Source organism: Mesorhizobium sp. M1050 (assembly GCF_040318715.1).
Lineage (GTDB): Bacteria > Pseudomonadota > Alphaproteobacteria > Rhizobiales > Rhizobiaceae > Mesorhizobium.
On sequence record NZ_JAMYMV010000012.1, the window covers coordinates 87870 to 103099 of the forward strand.

Below are 15230 nucleotides of genomic sequence, written 5' to 3' on the forward strand. Positions count from 1 at the left end.
GCTTGGCCGGCGCTCCCTTCCTCCCAAGCGGCGCCGGCCTTCTTCCTCAAGAGCCTGCCGAACTGGAGCGCGAGCTGATGACGACCTCAGCTCCGAGGCCACAGGCGGCATGAGGCAGGACACGAATTTCGCTACGCCAAGTTCCGCCTGCAGTGCTTCGAGAAATGCATCGGAAAGCGCCAGCGAAGCCATCGCCGCCTTCGATCGTTGATCGCGCGTGGATGATCGGCAGGGAACCAAATGCCGTCTCCTCGGTTGGTCCTGCTCCAAAGGAGTGTTGCAAACCATGTTCCGTCTGCTGTTGCCGGCGCCTTGGTCTATGTCGCCTATCGCATCGTCAGGAAGATGGTCGAAGACGTGCCCAATACAGTCGACCCGCTGCTGTTGCCGCCGTTGAAATATGATCGCGAGACCTTGCGCCGACAGTCAGCCGCCATGGGCGTCGATCCCCAGCGCTAGCGGTGACACGTTTCCTCGCTCCGCTAGGCTATGTCTGCTTCGCATCAACGTTGCGAACAAAGCAGAAACGATGCTTGATGGGCGATGAACCTCGCCACCGCTGATTCGACTTTCCGGGAACCGACCGTCCAGCCTGCCTATCTCGCCCGGCTGAACGATGCCCAACGCCAGGCCGTCGAGCATGGCGACGGCAAGATCGCCGGCCCGTTGCTGGTCATCGCCGGCGCCGGTTCGGGCAAGACCAACACGCTGGCGCATCGCGTCGCCCATCTGATCGTCAAGGGAGCCGACCCGCGCCGCATCCTGCTGATGACCTTCTCGCGCCGCGCCGCGTCCGAAATGGCCAAGCGCGTCGAACGCATTGCCGGCGAAGTGCTCGGCCGCGATGCCGCGGTCATCACCGATGCGCTGACCTGGGCCGGCACCTTTCACGGCATCGGCGCGCGGCTGCTACGCGACTATGCGCTGGAGATCGGCCTCCACCCGGCCTTCACCATCCATGACCGCGAGGACTCCGCCGACCTGATGAATCTGGTCCGCCACGAACTGGGTTTCTCGAAGACGGAAGCGCGTTTCCCCACCAAGGGCACCTGCCTTGCCATCTATTCCCGTGCCGTCAATGCTCAGGCGCCGCTCAACGAGGTATTGGGGTCTGCCTTTCCCTGGTGCGCCGGCTGGGCGGAGCAACTGAAGCAATTGTTCGCCGGTTATGTCGAGGCCAAGCAGGCGCAGAACGTGCTCGATTATGACGATTTGCTGCTCTACTGGGCGCAGATGGCGGCCGAGCCTGAAATAGCGGCGCATCTGAGCGGTCGTTTCGATCATGTGCTGGTCGACGAGTATCAGGACACCAACCGCTTGCAGTCCTCGATCCTGCTGGCGCTGAAACCCGACGGCGCCGGGCTGACTGTGGTGGGCGACGATGCCCAGTCGATCTATTCGTTCCGTGCCGCCGAGGTGCGCAACATCCTCGACTTCCCCAAACAGTTCGCGCAGGCCGCAGACGTGGTGATGCTGGAGCGCAACTACCGCTCGACCGAAACCATTCTCGCCGCAGCCAATGCTGTGATCGGCGAGGCCTCGGAGCGCTTCACCAAAAACCTATGGTCGGAGCGCAAGTCGACCGACAGACCGAGGCTAGTGACCGTGCGCGACGAGGTCGAGCAGGCTAATTTCGTCTGCGATACGATCCTGGCCGAGCGCGAGGCCGGCACGGCGTTGAAATCCCAGGCGGTGCTGTTTCGCACCTCGCATCACAGCGGGCCGCTGGAACTCGAGCTGACCCGTCGCAACATTCCCTTCGTCAAGTTCGGCGGCCTGAAGTTCCTCGATGCCGCTCACGTCAAGGACGTGCTGGCGGTGTTGCGCTTTGCCGAAAACCCGCGTGACCGCGTCGCCGGCTTCCGCGTGCTGCAACTGATGCCGGGCATCGGCCCTTCGGCCGCCGCGCAGATAGTCGAGACGATGACGACGGCGCTCGACGAAGCGATGGGCCTGGCCGGTTGGCGCCCGCCACAACGCGCGGCCGATGACTGGCCGCGTTTCGTCTCGCTCTATTCCGGCCTGCGGGCCGGCGCCAAATGGCCGGCCGATCTCGAACAGATCAGGCTGTGGTACGAGCCCCATCTGGAGCGCATCCACGAAGACGCGACGACCAGGCGCGCCGACCTGTTGCAGCTTGAGCAGATCGGTTCGGGCTATGTCTCGCGCGAACGCTTTCTCACCGAACTGACGCTCGACCCGCCCGATGCGACCAGCGACCAGGCCGGCCCGCCGCATCGTGACGAGGACTATCTGATCCTCTCGACCATCCACTCGGCCAAGGGCCAGGAATGGAAGAATGTCTTCGTCCTGAACACGGTCGACGGCTGCATCCCGGCCGATCTCGGCGTCGGCACCAAGGAAGATATCGATGAGGAGCGCCGGCTGCTCTACGTGGCGATGACACGCGCCAAGGACAATCTCAACCTGGTCATGCCGCAACGCTTCTTTCCGCACGGCCAGGCGGCGCGCGGCGACCGCCATCTCTATGCCTCGCGCACGCGCTTCATCCCGGCTTCGATCCTTGCGGCATTCCAACAGGTATCTTGGCCGAGCGCGCAGGCGGCACAGGGCAGGGCGGCCCGGCCGGAGGTCCGCGTCGACATCGGCGCCCGCATGCGGGGCATGTGGAAATAGTCGCGGCAATGCTCCAGCCACCGATCAGGATAGCCCTCGCCGGCGCGCTGGGCCGCATGGGTCGGCAGATGACGGACGCGGTGCAGGCAGATGCGCGGCTGGCGCTTGCCGCCCGCTTCCACCGGCCGGGCATGGTCGGCGAAGGTCTGGTGAGCCGCGACGAGGCGCTTGCCATGGCCGATGTGGTGATCGATTTCACCACGCCGGCTGCGTCCGCCGCGCTCGCCGAAGCCTGCGCCGCGCGTAGCGGGCCAGCACTTGTGATCGGTTCGACCGGGTTCCACGCCGCCGAGCTTGCCGTTATTGCGGCCGCCGCGAAGAGCGTCGCCATCGTGCGCTCCGGCAGCTACTCGCTTGGGCTCAACATGCTGGCCGGATTGGTCGAGCAGGCGGCGAAAGCGCTCGATCCCGACTACTGGGATGTCGAGATTGTCGAGGCGCATCATCGCCACAAGATCGATGCGCCCTCGGGCACCGCCCTGATGCTGGGGCAAGCCGCAGCCGGCGGACGCGGTGTCGATCTGGAGACGGTCGCAAGGCGGGTCCGCAATGGCGTCGTCGGCCCGCGCCCAGCCGGCGAGATCGGCTTTGCGGCGATGCGCGGCGGCAGCATCATTGGCGAACACAGCGTCGGCTTCTGCGCCGAGGGCGAGACCGTGACCCTGTCGCATGCGGCCGGCGACCGCGTCATGTTCGCGCGCGGCGCCATCGCCGCCGCACTCTGGGTGGCGGGGCGCCCACCCGGCGAATATGACATGCGCGACGTGCTGGGACTGGGCGCCCCGGCACGGCATTGCGGCTAATCTTTTTCGCCCAGTGGCTGAAAGCCAGCTGAAAGCTTGGGCGTGCCATGACAGGGTCGCGGTGTCACCGCATAACCGGTCCTCAAGCGGCCGGCGAGGAGGAGAATGCGGCGCAGCTTCACGGCGCGTCGCCCAAGTGGAGGAAGTTTCGTGACCGGTTTCATCTCGAAGTGCGCCTTGCGCACAGCGGCGCTAACCCTTGTCATCGCTGCGACAGGCGCCACGGCGGCATCGGCGGCCGACAAGATCACCATCATCGTCGGCGGCATGGAAAAACAGATCTATCTGCCGGCCGTACTTACCCAGCAGCTCGGCTACTTCAAGGACCAGGGACTCGATGTCGAACTGGTCAATTCGCGCGCCGGCGTCGAGGCCGAGAATGAATTGCTGGCAGGCGCCGTTCAGGGCGTCGTCGGCTTCTACGACCACACCGTCGACCTGCAGTCGAAGGGCAAATACATCCAGTCGATCGTCCAGTTCAGCCAGGCGCCAGGCGAGGTCGAGCTGGTCTCCGCCAAGCATCCCGAAATCAAATCGCCGGCCGACTTCAAGGGCGCCACGCTCGGCGTCACCGGCCTCGGTTCGTCGACCGATTTCCTCAGTCAGTATCTGGCCGTGCGCAACGGCCTGAAGCCCGGCGACTATACGCTGCTGCCAGTCGGCGCCGGCAACACCTTCATTGCCGCCGTCAAGCAGGATCAGATCCAGGCCGGCATGACCACCGAGCCGACGATTGGCCGATTGCTGAAGACCGGTGAGGCCAGTGTCCTGGTCGACATGCGTACCCCTGAAAAGACCAAGGAAGCGCTGGGCGGCCCCTATCCGGCGGCGTCCTTCTACGTCCAGTCCGCTTGGCTCGAAGACCACAAGGATGAGGCACAGAAACTCGCCAATGCCTTCGTCATGACGATGAAGTTCATCGCCACGCATTCGGCCGAGGAGATCGCCGACAAGATGCCGAAGGACTACTACGCTGGCAACAGGGACCTCTACGTGCAGGGGCTGGCCGGCGGCAAGGCGATGTTCACGCCGGACGGCCGCATGCCGGCCGACGGCCCGCCAACCGTGCTCAAGGTCCTCTCGACATTCTCCAAGAGTCTGCAGGGCAAGCAGATCGACCTGTCGAAGACCTATACGACGACGTTCGTCGACGCCGCCAAGTAGCGTCGCCCGACGGGCACGGCTTCCCGTCTCCGCTCGTTGAAGAACAACGGCTTGCTCCGCTTGCTTGAATCTAGCCGGCAGCGGCACGGCCTTGCCGGACCACCAGGAGACCCGCGGCAGCGTTGCGGGCTCCCTTGCCCCATCGCGACAGGAGTGTGTCATGCAACTGCAACCCATGGCGGCCGAGAAGCCGTCTCAGGCCACGCCGCCAGCTGACGCCGCGATCGCCATCGACGACGTGACGTTGCGCTTCGTCACGCCGGACGGCCACATGATGACGGCGATCCGCGATTTCACCATGACGGTGGCGCGCGGCGAATTCGCTTGCGTCGTCGGGCCGACCGGCTGCGGCAAGTCGACGACGCTCAATCTCGTCACCGGGCTGCTGCGGCCGACGACAGGCAATGTCCGTGTCATGGGCAGCCCCGTCACCGATATCAGCCGCGACATCGGCTTCGTCTTCCAGGCTGACGCGCTGTTTCCCTGGCGCAGTGTCATCGACAATGTCGCCGCCGGCCCGCTCTATCGCGGCATGCCAAAGGCGCAGGCCTATGAGCTGGCGCGTGACTGGATCGCCCGTGTCGGCCTCGGCCGCTTCGAAAAGCACTATCCGCACCAGCTTTCCGGCGGCATGCGCAAGCGCGTCGCGCTCGCTCAGACCTTCATCAACCAGCCCAAGATCCTGCTGATGGACGAGCCGTTCAGCGCGCTCGACATGCAGACGCGCACCGCCATGCAGGACGAGCTGCTGGGTCTGTGGTCGCAGCAGAAGTCTTCCGTCGTGTTCGTCACTCACGATCTGGAGGAGGCAGTGGCACTGGCCGACAAGGTCTATGTGCTGACGGCCGGGCCGGGCACGGTCAAGAGCGTCTACCGCATCGACCTGCCGCGTCCGCGCGTCATGGCCGACATTCGCTACGACCCGAAATTCGTCGAGATCGCCAAGGTGATCTGGAACGACCTGCGCGAGGAAGTGCAACTCGGCCAGACCCGCACCTTGCAAACCGGCCATTAAAGCGGGTCGCCGACCCGCTCTAATGGTTTTGTTTTTCGCAATTCCGGACGGAAAACCGCTTGGCGCTTTTCCTGGAATTGCTCTGAGAGGAGACGCTGCCATGACCGCCATATCTCCCACTTCCCAGGCCGCCGTCCGCGATGCCTCCATCGCCGTTGCCGAAGGCCGGGCAAAGGCGCGGCTGCGCCGCCGGCATGCGCTGGTCATCGGCCTACGCCTGGCTATCCTGGTCGTCTTCCTCGGCCTATGGGAACTCGGTGCCGACCACAACATCATCGATCCGTTCTTCTTCGCCAGCCCGTCCGGTATCTGGGACCAGATCTGGGTGTGGGTCACCGAGGGCACGTCGCAAGGTCCGCTCTGGGTGCAAATTTATGTGACACTCGAGGAAACCTTCCTCGGCTTCGTCATCGGCGCCGTCGGAGGCATCGCCGCGGGCATCATCCTCGGCCGCAACCGGCTGCTGGCGGACGTCTTTTCGATCTACATCAAGATCGCCAACTCGGTGCCGCGCGTCGTGCTGGGCTCGGTGTTCATCATCGCGCTCGGCCTCGGCATGGCCTCCAAGGTGGCGCTCGCCGTGGTAATGGTGTTCTTCGTCGTTTTCGCCAACGCCTTCCAGGGCGTGCGTGAGGCCGACCGGGCGATGATAGCCAACGCCCAGATCCTCGGCGCTTCGCCATTCCAGATCACCCGCACCGTCATCATCCCGTCGGCGATGAGCTGGATCCTGGCCAGCCTGCATGTCAGCTTCGGCTTTGCCCTGGTCGGCGCGGTGGTCGGCGAATTCCTCGGCGCCAAGCAAGGCATGGGCCTGCTGATCTCCACGGCGCAGGGCGCCTTCAACGCCAATGGTGTCTTTGCCGCCATGATCATCCTGGCGGTGATGGCGCTGGTGGTGGAGTTCATCATCACCCGCTTCGAGAACTACGTCGTCAAATGGCGGCCGACGCCGTTCAACGAGCAGGGGACCTGATCCACTTCGGCATGCCGCGATCAGGCCAAAGGCAATCTTACCTCAACCACCAGGCCACCGGTCGCGCCATCTCCAAGGGTGACGCGTCCGCCGGCATTTTCGATGACCTCGCGCACGATGGCGAGGCCAAGCCCGCTGCCTTCCTCGGTCGAACCGGCAATGCGGTAGAAGCGTTCGAACACATGGTCTCGCTCGTCCGCCGGAATGCCGGGCCCATCATCCGCGACCGTCAGCACGGCTTCGCCGTCTGTGGCCGCCAGTTTCACCGTGACGCTGCCGCCGGCTGCTGAATAGCGAAGCGCATTGTCGACAAGATTGACGATCATCTCGCGCAGCATGGTGCCGTCGCCGATGACCGCTACGGGGCCAGCCTCCTCGAAGCCGAGATCGATCCTGCGAGCGATCGCCGCCGGCGCCTGGGTTTCCAGCACGTGCCGGGCGGCGTCGGTCAGGTCGATGCGGTCGGCTCGCGGCCGCCGGCTACCGGGTTCGGCTCGCGATAGGGTAAGCAACTGTTCGGCCAGCCGCGCCAGCTTGCCGGAGCTTGCCTGCAGCGCCACCAAGGCTTCCTGGCGCGCCTCCGTAGCACTTTCGCGAAGCGCGTAGCTTGCCTGTGTCGACAGCAGCGCCAGCGGTGTGCGCAACTGGTGCGCCGCATTAGCGATGAAGCGGCGTTGGGCCGCCATCTGCGCGCGCACCCGCTCCATGTAGGCGTTCAACGCATCGATCAGCGGCTGAATCTCGCTTTGCGCCCCCGGCACTTCGATCGGATCAAGCTCGCTGCGACCTGGCGAGCGCACCACGTCGCGCAGCCGGATCAGCGGCGCCAGACCGCGACGCAGCCCGAGCAGCACGAAGATGCCGGCAATGGCCACCAGCGCCAGTTGCTGGGCAAAGGCGCTGAGCCACAGCCGTTTCACCATCGCATCATGCCCGGCCGGCGTGACACCAACGGTGACGGATATTGGCGAGTCAGTGCCGGCGCCGACCACCGCATGGCTGAATGTCAGCAGCCGCAGCGCGTGGTCGCGATAGACCGCTTCCATGCTGGGCTGCCTCGGACCCTTGGGCAGGTCTGGGTAGCCGGTCAGCAAACGCCCGCCAGCCGTCTCGACACGATAATAGACGCTGTCGCGATCGCCGGTGTCGAACATCTCGATCGCCGCCGGCGGCACCGTGGCGTCGAGCACGCCGTCGACGATGGCGACCTGTTCGGCAATCGCGCGTGCGGAACCCAACAGCATCCGGTCCGTGACCAGATCGGCGGTCGCCTGCGCGCTGCGGTGGCTGGTCCACAGGTTGATGGTGGCGAGCCCGGCGAGCGGCAACACCACCCAGGCCAGCAACTGCAAACGGAGGCTGCTAATCCTCATGGCGCCAAATCGTCATGACGCAAGAGATAGCCGAGGCCACGCAAGGTGGCGATCTGGACACGAGATCCTTCTAGCTTCTTGCGTACACGGTGCACATAGATCTCGATGGCGCTGGGGTCGGCGTCGGTCTCGAAATCATAGATCGCGGCCGACAACGCCGCCTTGCTCACTGTGCGTCCGGCCTTGACCATCAATTGCTCCAGCACTGCGTGTTCGCGCGGCGTCAGCGCCAGGGTCTCGCCAGCGAGCGAAAACAGCCGGGTATTGGTGTCGAAGACGAGATCGCCGCAGGCAACGACGGGCGCGGTGCGGTCATTGGCGCGGCGCAGCTGCACGCGGATGCGTGCTTCGAGCTCCTCGATCTGGAAGGGCTTGGCCAGATAGTCGTCGGCGCCTTCATTAAGACCCTTGACCCGGCCGTCGAGGCTGGCATTGGCGGTCAGCACGATCACCGGCACTCGGTTGCCGCGCGCCCGCAGCATCCGCAGCACTTCCAGCCCACCCATGCGCGGCAGCGCCAAGTCCAGGATGACAAGCGCGTGGTCGCCGGCGGCCAGAGCGTGCTCGACATCCTCGCCGTCATGAACGATGTCGACGACATAATTCGCCTGACGCAGAGTCTTGCCCAGCCAGTCAGCCAGTTCGCGATTGTCCTCGACGAGCAGCAGCCGCATTTCTATCGCTTTCCTGGAAAGCAGGTCACCCGGAATTCCGCCCGTTCTTCGACCGGCACAGCCAAGGTCGCGTCCGATTGATGGTCGTGCACAAGCGATAATATCGATCTGACGCCAAGGCAAATGCACGGCCGACGGGCACCGTGAATCGCAGCCTCCAAACCAACAGGTTGGAAGCCGCAAAAACACAGCCGGCTGTCATCCGGCGTAGGTCAGGCCCACACAATTGGAACCCTTTCGGCGCTCGGAAGAGAACGCTGGAACCAGCAGGTCCAGACAAATCGAACCGATCGGTTCGTTTTCTGTTGACGGACCGTGCAGCGTGGGGTGAACGACCGGCTCGGTGCACGGTCGCGCCCGCGGTGGTGATGTATGTTAACAACTTGATTTTGAACGTAAAATTATGATTGCCAAGGCCATTTGTCGAATTTCAAGGGCCGAAATCTCACAATCTTTGGAACATCTTCGTGATTGGAATCCGCGGCAGGGCAAACCCATCTCGGGGACGTCCGAGCGACGCGAAATTCCTCCCAAGGGCACGCACTAGACGGACAGAACAGAGAACCATTGGAGTAAATAAAATGACCAAGATCGCACTCACCGCCGCCGCCATTCTCGTTGCCACGGGCACCGCTTTCGCCGGCAGCGACAATTACGGCTCCTACAATGCCAACCAGCCGGTTCCCAATCAGTCGACTTCGAGCCAGTCGACTTCGAGCCAGTCGATTTCGGGCCAGTCGACTTTCAACATCGACACCACGCGCACCGGCTCGATCCTGAAGCCCTCGAAGGCACAGGGCGACGCCAACGCCAAGGTGCCGGGTGAGTCTGGCCGGGGCATTTGGGGCCGCTAATCCAGGCAAGTCTTGACTACCAAGTCTTGACTACAAAGAGCGGTGGGCTTGGCCCGCCGCTCTTGTTTCTTGCGCAGAGTAGCACCAGTCGGGGGCGCTGCCCCAAGCGGCCAATTTTCGCTGTCGGCAACAAACAGTTCTCGGCCAAAAATAAAATCGGATTGACCGGGGTCCGCTGCATGGCAGGCTTGGTCTGCCGCGCCTGGATTCTAGTCCAGATCCTTCGGCCGCAGACAATGTGTCAGCCGGGCGCAAGACAAGGCCGACCAGTCGCCCTCGAAAACGAAGCGCACGACGGCTGCCGTCGGGAATTTTTCAGCGAGCTTCTTGCGCGCCTTGGCCTCCGACCCTGGCCCGGCAAGCTGGTTGGCCAGATCTTCCAGACCCGGATTGTGTCCCACCACAAGCACGCTGCCGTCCGACGGATCGACCTGACGAATCTGGCTTAGGATATCCGCCGCCGAAGCATCGTAGAGCGCCTTGGCAAATGCGACCTTGGGATGCGCAGGCAGTTCCGCCGCCACCAGCCGCCAGGTGTCGCGGGTGCGCAAGGCCGGCGACACCAGCGCCAGTTCCGGCAGCCAGTCGCGCGACGCAAGCTCACGGCCCATCAAATGTGCTGCCTTCAATCCGCGGTCGGTGAGTGGACGGTCGAAATCATCGAGATCAGGGTCGTCCCAGCTCGATTTGGCGTGGCGAAGCAGGAGAAGCTGTTTCATCGCCACGCTCTCGACACTCACGGCGTGATGCGCGCCAGATGCTCGAGGTCGGCTTCCTCGCGCAGCGGGTCGGGGGCCATCACCACCGAGGTGCTGTTGTCGGCATCATCGGCAAAGTGGGCAAGCACGGTGCGGCCGGCCTCCATGCGCGCCTTGCCCTCGGCGACCAGCCCCAGCGCCAGCGGATAGAGCCGGTGCTCGGCCTTCAGCACACGGGCAGCCAGCGCGTCCGCGCTGTCGCCGATCATCACCGGCACGGCAGCCTGGGCGATGATGGGGCCGTCATCCATCTCGGATGTGACGAAATGCACGGTGCAGCCGTGGATGCGGATGCCGGCGGCGAGTGCACGCGCATGAGTATCGAGCCCCTTGAAAGCAGGCAGCAGGGCAGGGTGGATGTTGATCATGCGGCCCTGCCATTTCTGGACGAAGCCGGGGGTGAGGATGCGCATGTAGCCGGCCAGCGCCACGATCTCGGCGTTGAATGCCGCGAGCGCTGCGTCGATGGCGGCGTCATGAGCCTGCTTGCTGCCGTGATCGGCGCGCGGAATGACCTGCGTGGCGATGCCGCGCGCCCTGGCGATGCCGAGGCCGGCAGCGTCGGCCTTGTCGGAAATGACGCCGACGATCTCGGCCGGGAAGGCCGGGTCGCTGGCTGCCGCGATCAGCGCGGTCATGTTGGAGCCGCGTCCCGAGATCAGGACAACGGTGCGTTTCTTCTGCGCGCTCATAGGCCGATCGAGCCCCGATAGATGACGCCGGCATCTCGGCGCGGCACGATGCGGCCGATTGGCGTCACCGTCTCGCCGGCCTCCTGCAGCACGGCGGCAACCTGCGCCGCCTGGCCGGACGCGACCGCCAAAATCATGCCGATGCCGCAATTGAAGGTGCGCATCATCTCTTCCGGCGCCACGCCGCCGGTCTTGGCCAGCCACGAGAACACTGGAGGGACATCGATCGCCTCGAGGTCGAGCTCGGCCGAAAAATCCTTGGGCAGCACGCGCGGAATGTTTTCCGGGAAGCCGCCGCCGGTGATGTGAGCGAGCGCCTTGATACCATGCGTGTTGCGGATAGCCTTGAGGATAGACTTGACGTAGATGCGGGTCGGCTCAAGCAGCGCCTCGGCAAGCGTGGCCTCGTCGTTGAATGGCGCCGGATCGCCCCACGCCAGGCCGCTGACGGCGACGATGCGGCGCACCAGAGAATATCCGTTCGAATGCAGGCCCGAGGAAGCGAGGCCCAGCAGCACGTCGCCTTCGACGATGTCGTCGGTGGGCAAGAGCTGGCCGCGTTCTGCCGCGCCCACTGCAAAGCCGGCAAGGTCGTAGTCGTTGCCGTGGTACATGCCGGGCATCTCGGCCGTCTCGCCGCCGATCAGCGCGCAGCCGGCCTGGCGGCAGCCCTCGGCAATGCCGCCGACGATCGCGGCACCCTGGTCGGGATCGAGCTTGCCGGTGGCGAAATAGTCGAGGAAGAACAGCGGCTCGGCTCCCTGCACGACGATGTCGTTGACGCACATGGCGACGAGATCGATGCCGATCGTGTCGTGCTTGCCGGCATCGATGGCGATTTTGAGCTTGGTGCCGACGCCGTCATTGGCCGCCACCAGCACCGGATCGATGAAGCCGGCGGCCTTGAGGTCGAACAGGCCGCCAAAACCGCCGATCTCGCCATCGGCGCCCGGCCGGCGCGTCGCCCGCACCAGCGGCTTGATCTTCTCGACCATGAGATTGCCCGCGTCGATATCGACGCCGGCCTCGGCATAGGTGAGCCCGTTGGTGAGCCCGTTCCTGCGCTTGCTCGTTTTGGGCTGGCCCGTTTCGGGCTGGCTTGTGTCGCGCTTGCTCATCGCAATTTTCCTGCTCGTTTGCGGGCTCTTCGCATGAACGGCTGCGCCTCGCAAGGATGACGACAGAATGGTTGGCTTTTGCCCCCGATAAAAGCGAGGCCATGGCGCCCTTGTGCAAAATCTCCTCCACCCTCGTTTCTCATCGGAGGCAAAACCTCGCGTCGCCATTTCGCCTCACCCCTTTGCATCCTTGTAAGTAGTTGTTGTTGGTGCTCTGTTGCCAGGCATCAGGCACCGGGGAACAAGCCATGCTCAATCCTTCGCAACAGATCATGAGGCTAGGCCTCGGATTCGCCGTGTCACAGGCGCTGCGCGTCATTATCGAACTCGGTATCCCCGATCTCCTGGCTGCCAGCGAGCGGTCGGTGGATGAACTGGCGGCTGCCACTCAATCGGATGCTGACTCGCTTTATCGTGTAATGCGACTTCTCGCGCCTGAAGGGGTGTTTAGGGAAGTGCTGCCCCGTCATTTCGAGTTGACGGAGGTTGGTGCGGTGCTGCGCTCCGATCGGCCGGGTCCCCGTGACTTCGTCCGTATGATCAACAGCGAGGCCTATCTTGCCTTCGAGCAGCTCCTGCATTCTGTTCGCACTGGAAAGCCGGCCTTCGACAAGGTTTTCGGGAGCCCAAGGTTTGACTGGCTGTCGGAACATCCGGAGCAGGCTGCCTTGTTTCAGAGTGCCATGGTCGCCTTGAGCCAAGGTAGTAACGAGGCCGTTGCCGAAGCTTACGATTTCAAGCCGTTCACGCGGATCGTCGACGTTGGCGGCGGACATGGCCAGCTTCTCTCGGCGATCCTGGCGCGCAACCCTCACCTGGACGGCGTGCTTTTCGATCTGCCTTCGGGCGTCGCGGCAGCACGCCAGGGTGCCGGAGGCGACCTGCCGCGCACCGAATTTGTCGCCGGTAATTTCTTTGAAAGCGTTCCCACCGGTGACGTCTACATCATCAAGAAGGTCGTTCACGATTGGGATGATGGGCGTGCCGCGGAGATCCTGCGAAATTGCCGCAAGGCAATGCTGCCGAACGGGAAGGTGCTTGTGGCCGAGACGCTCGTGCCGCCAGGCGACGAACCGAACCAGATCAAGGGTATCGACGTGGTCATGCTCGCCGTCACTGGCGGCCTGGAGAGAACGCGGACCCAATATGCAAGCTTGTTCGACGCCGCCGGGCTACGCCTTGAACGAGTGATCCAGACCCGAGGACCCATTTCCATCCTCGAGGCGTCTGCGGTCTGACCAAGGAAGGTGTAGCCGCACCTTTTCCGTGAAGGTTAGGGACATCGCATACGCGAGACTGTCGAGATGGCCGAACGGCAGGGCAAAGGGGTGGTTCACACACAGACCTTTGCCCTGTCTGGCGCGCTGCTCCCTTGCGATCCTCCTCCGTCTCCATCATGTATCAGAAAGCAAACCCGGCAGGCACGCTTTGACCATCCCCAATCTGATCACCATCCTGCGCTTTGTTCTGGTGCCGGCGGTGGTGCTGGCAATGCTGCAGGCAAGCTGGGACTGGGCCTTTGCCGGGTTTCTCGTTGCCGGCATTTCCGACGGCGTCGACGGTTTTATCGCCCGCCGGTTCAACCAGCAGTCAAGGCTCGGCGCCTATCTCGACCCGATGGCCGACAAGCTGCTGCTGGTTTCGGTCTTCGTCGTCATGGGCTTTATCGGGCAATTGCCGCTGTGGCTGGTCATCACCATGGTGTCGCGCGATGCGTTGATCGTCTGCGCGGTCCTATTGTCCTCCGTCATGGCTCATCCGGTCGAGATGAAGCCGCTTTTCGTGTCGAAGGCCAACACCGCCATCCAGATCGTGCTCGCCTCGGTGGTGCTCGGCGAACTTGCCCTGTCGGTTCACCTCGACCCGCTAAGGCCAGTCCTCATATTGCTGTCCGGGGTCTTGACCGTGGCTTCGGCCGCGGCCTATCTCGTGGCTTGGCTGAGGCATATGAGCGGCTATGGCGAAGGCTCCAAACCGGACACCTGACCAGGAATCAATCGAAGCGGCCGCCGAGGCTGCGGCGGCAGGCGAAACTGCGTCTCTGGCGTTTCGCCGCCAGATCCGCTTCTGGTTGATCAGCGCCGTCCTGCTGGCGGTGTTCCTTTACGTCTTCTCAGGCATCCTTTTGCCGTTCGTCGCCGGCATGGTCCTGGCCTACTTCCTCGATCCGGTCGCTGACCGGCTGCAGCGGCTCGGCCTCTCCCGCTTCATGGCGACGGTGGTCATCCTCATCGCCTTCCTCATCGTGCTGGTGCTGGCCTTCGTCATCCTTATTCCGGTGCTGGCGACGCAGATGGCCGATTTCGCCGGCAAATTGCCGGAATACCTGACCCGGCTGCAGAGCCTGATCACGTCTTTCGATCCGAAATGGCTGGAACAGAAATTCGGTGTCAACGCCAATGGCCTGCGCGACGGGCTGAATTCGCTGCTGACCTCCGGCTTCGGCCTGCTCACCACGGTCTTCACCTCGATATGGAGTTCCGGCGTGGCGCTGGTTTCGGTGGTCAGCCTGTTCGTGGTGACGCCGGTGGTCGCCTTCTACATGCTGCTCGACTGGGACCGCATGGTGGCAGTCATCGACAGCTGGGTGCCGCGCGACAATGTCGCGACGGTGCGCGCCATCGCCAAGGACATCAACACCGCCACCGCCGGCTTCGTGCGCGGCCAGGGCACGCTGTGCCTGGTGCTGGGCGCCATGTATGCCACCGGGCTGACGCTGACCGGGCTGAATTTCGGCATCCTCATCGGTCTGTTCGCCGGGCTGATCTCCTTCATTCCCTATGTCGGGTCGCTCACCGGACTGGTGCTCGCCGTCGGCGTAGCCTTCGTCCAGTTCTGGCCGGACTGGACGATGATCGTCGCCGTCGCGGTGGTGTTCTTCATCGGCCAGTTCATCGAAGGCAACATCCTGCAGCCGCGACTGGTCGGCAAAAGCGTCGGCCTGCATCCGGTGTGGTTGATGTTTTCGCTGTTTGCGTTCGGCGCGCTGTTCGGCTTCGTCGGCTTGTTGATCGCGGTGCCGGCTTCTGCTGCCGTTGCCGTGCTGGTGCGGTTTGCCATCGCCCGCTATCTCGAATCGCCGCTTTACAAGGGCCACGGCGCGGCGCCTGTGCCGCAGCTTCCGGAAGATCGCGGCGGCGGCCACCGCACGCAATCGCGTCGCTGA

General features: G+C 63.9%; 15 protein-coding genes. 10 read left to right on the plus strand and 5 right to left on the minus strand.

All coding sequences use genetic code 11. The features are described 5' to 3' along the window. Positions 1-240 precede the first annotated feature (240 nt). From NKH57_RS10130 to NKH57_RS10155, 6 genes are all read left to right on the plus strand, one after another. On the plus strand, positions 241-459 hold the full coding sequence (locus tag NKH57_RS10130; protein WP_352943882.1) for a hypothetical protein: 219 nt from the start codon (positions 241-243) through the stop codon (positions 457-459). An 84-nt stretch (positions 460-543) separates the two neighbouring features. Next, the gene (locus tag NKH57_RS10135; protein WP_352943884.1) at positions 544-2637 is read left to right on the plus strand and encodes an ATP-dependent helicase; all 2094 of its coding nucleotides are present in this window, start codon (positions 544-546) and stop codon (positions 2635-2637) included. An 8-nt stretch (positions 2638-2645) separates the two neighbouring features. Next, entirely contained in the window at positions 2646-3440 is a 795-nt protein-coding gene (gene dapB / locus NKH57_RS10140; RefSeq protein ID WP_352943886.1) for a 4-hydroxy-tetrahydrodipicolinate reductase, read from the plus strand. Positions 3441-3590: 150 nt separating this feature from the next. After that, positions 3591-4604, plus strand: coding sequence for an ABC transporter substrate-binding protein (locus NKH57_RS10145; RefSeq protein WP_352599059.1), 1014 nt, complete (start codon positions 3591-3593; stop codon positions 4602-4604). A gap of 160 nt (positions 4605-4764) precedes the next feature. Next, positions 4765-5619: an ABC transporter ATP-binding protein gene (locus NKH57_RS10150; RefSeq protein WP_352943888.1), complete on the plus strand. Its 855-nt coding sequence runs from the start codon at positions 4765-4767 to the stop codon at positions 5617-5619. 100 nt (positions 5620-5719) lie between these two features. After that, entirely contained in the window at positions 5720-6595 is an 876-nt protein-coding gene (locus NKH57_RS10155; RefSeq protein ID WP_352943890.1) for an ABC transporter permease, read from the plus strand. Between the two features lie 20 nt (positions 6596-6615). Here the strand turns inward: NKH57_RS10155 and NKH57_RS10160 are convergent, their stop codons facing one another. After that, the gene (locus NKH57_RS10160) at positions 6616-7968 is read right to left on the minus strand and encodes a sensor histidine kinase (RefSeq protein WP_352943892.1); all 1353 of its coding nucleotides are present in this window, start codon (positions 7966-7968) and stop codon (positions 6616-6618) included. Continuing rightward, entirely contained in the window at positions 7965-8642 is a 678-nt protein-coding gene (locus tag NKH57_RS10165) for a response regulator (protein ID WP_023761926.1), read from the minus strand. The genes NKH57_RS10160 and NKH57_RS10165 overlap by 4 nt, the downstream gene beginning before the upstream one ends. A 581-nt stretch (positions 8643-9223) precedes the next feature. Between NKH57_RS10165 and NKH57_RS10170 the strand changes: the two genes are divergently transcribed. Continuing rightward, positions 9224-9496, plus strand: coding sequence for a DUF680 domain-containing protein (locus NKH57_RS10170; RefSeq protein WP_352943894.1), 273 nt, complete (start codon positions 9224-9226; stop codon positions 9494-9496). Positions 9497-9705: 209 nt separating this feature from the next. Here NKH57_RS10170 and NKH57_RS10175 read toward each other — a convergent pair whose 3' ends face one another. Genes NKH57_RS10175 through purM form a run of 3 tightly spaced genes read right to left on the minus strand, consistent with a single transcriptional unit; the run spans position 9706 to position 12064 of the window. Then, the gene (locus NKH57_RS10175) at positions 9706-10215 is read right to left on the minus strand and encodes a SixA phosphatase family protein (RefSeq protein ID WP_352599051.1); all 510 of its coding nucleotides are present in this window, start codon (positions 10213-10215) and stop codon (positions 9706-9708) included. A 17-nt stretch (positions 10216-10232) separates the two neighbouring features. Continuing rightward, positions 10233-10946 carry a phosphoribosylglycinamide formyltransferase gene (purN, locus tag NKH57_RS10180; RefSeq protein WP_352943897.1) on the minus strand — a complete coding sequence of 238 codons (714 nt, stop codon included), beginning with the start codon at positions 10944-10946 and terminating at the stop codon, positions 10233-10235. Then, positions 10943-12064, minus strand: a complete 1122-nt coding sequence (gene purM / locus NKH57_RS10185; RefSeq protein ID WP_352943899.1) for a phosphoribosylformylglycinamidine cyclo-ligase — start codon at positions 12062-12064, stop codon at positions 10943-10945. Before purM ends, purN begins: the two co-directional genes overlap by 4 nt. Positions 12065-12336: 272 nt before the next feature. On the opposite strand from purM, the gene NKH57_RS10190 reads away from it, so the two are divergent. From NKH57_RS10190 to NKH57_RS10200, 3 genes are all read left to right on the plus strand, one after another. Then, on the plus strand, positions 12337-13302 hold the full coding sequence (locus NKH57_RS10190) for a methyltransferase (RefSeq protein WP_502907275.1): 966 nt from the start codon (positions 12337-12339) through the stop codon (positions 13300-13302). A gap of 190 nt (positions 13303-13492) precedes the next feature. After that, positions 13493-14050 carry a CDP-alcohol phosphatidyltransferase family protein gene (locus tag NKH57_RS10195; protein ID WP_023761932.1) on the plus strand — a complete coding sequence of 186 codons (558 nt, stop codon included), beginning with the start codon at positions 13493-13495 and terminating at the stop codon, positions 14048-14050. Continuing rightward, positions 14022-15230 carry an AI-2E family transporter gene (locus NKH57_RS10200; RefSeq protein WP_352943903.1) on the plus strand — a complete coding sequence of 403 codons (1209 nt, stop codon included), beginning with the start codon at positions 14022-14024 and terminating at the stop codon, positions 15228-15230. Before NKH57_RS10195 ends, NKH57_RS10200 begins: the two co-directional genes overlap by 29 nt.

Bases quoted from the DNA above. Each gene is read 5' to 3' on its own strand.
- NKH57_RS10190 (WP_502907275.1), top strand. From the start codon at position 12,337: ATGAGGCTAGGCCTCGGATTCGCCGTGTCACAGGCGCTGCGCGTCATT.
- NKH57_RS10160 (WP_352943892.1), bottom strand. From the start codon at position 7,968: ATGAGGATTAGCAGCCTCCGTTTGCAGTTGCTGGCCTGGGTGGTGTTG.
- purM (WP_352943899.1), bottom strand. From the start codon at position 12,064: ATGAGCAAGCGCGACACAAGCCAGCCCGAAACGGGCCAGCCCAAAACG.
- purN (WP_352943897.1), bottom strand. From the start codon at position 10,946: ATGAGCGCGCAGAAGAAACGCACCGTTGTCCTGATCTCGGGACGCGGC.
- NKH57_RS10175 (WP_352599051.1), bottom strand. From the start codon at position 10,215: ATGAAACAGCTTCTCCTGCTTCGCCACGCCAAATCGAGCTGGGACGAC.
- NKH57_RS10200 (WP_352943903.1), top strand. From the start codon at position 14,022: ATGGCGAAGGCTCCAAACCGGACACCTGACCAGGAATCAATCGAAGCG.
- NKH57_RS10130 (WP_352943882.1), top strand. From the start codon at position 241: ATGCCGTCTCCTCGGTTGGTCCTGCTCCAAAGGAGTGTTGCAAACCAT.
- NKH57_RS10135 (WP_352943884.1), top strand. From the start codon at position 544: ATGAACCTCGCCACCGCTGATTCGACTTTCCGGGAACCGACCGTCCAG.
- NKH57_RS10150 (WP_352943888.1), top strand. From the start codon at position 4,765: ATGCAACTGCAACCCATGGCGGCCGAGAAGCCGTCTCAGGCCACGCCG.
- NKH57_RS10170 (WP_352943894.1), top strand. From the start codon at position 9,224: ATGACCAAGATCGCACTCACCGCCGCCGCCATTCTCGTTGCCACGGGC.
- NKH57_RS10155 (WP_352943890.1), top strand. From the start codon at position 5,720: ATGACCGCCATATCTCCCACTTCCCAGGCCGCCGTCCGCGATGCCTCC.
- NKH57_RS10165 (WP_023761926.1), bottom strand. From the start codon at position 8,642: ATGCGGCTGCTGCTCGTCGAGGACAATCGCGAACTGGCTGACTGGCTG.
- dapB (WP_352943886.1), top strand. From the start codon at position 2,646: ATGCTCCAGCCACCGATCAGGATAGCCCTCGCCGGCGCGCTGGGCCGC.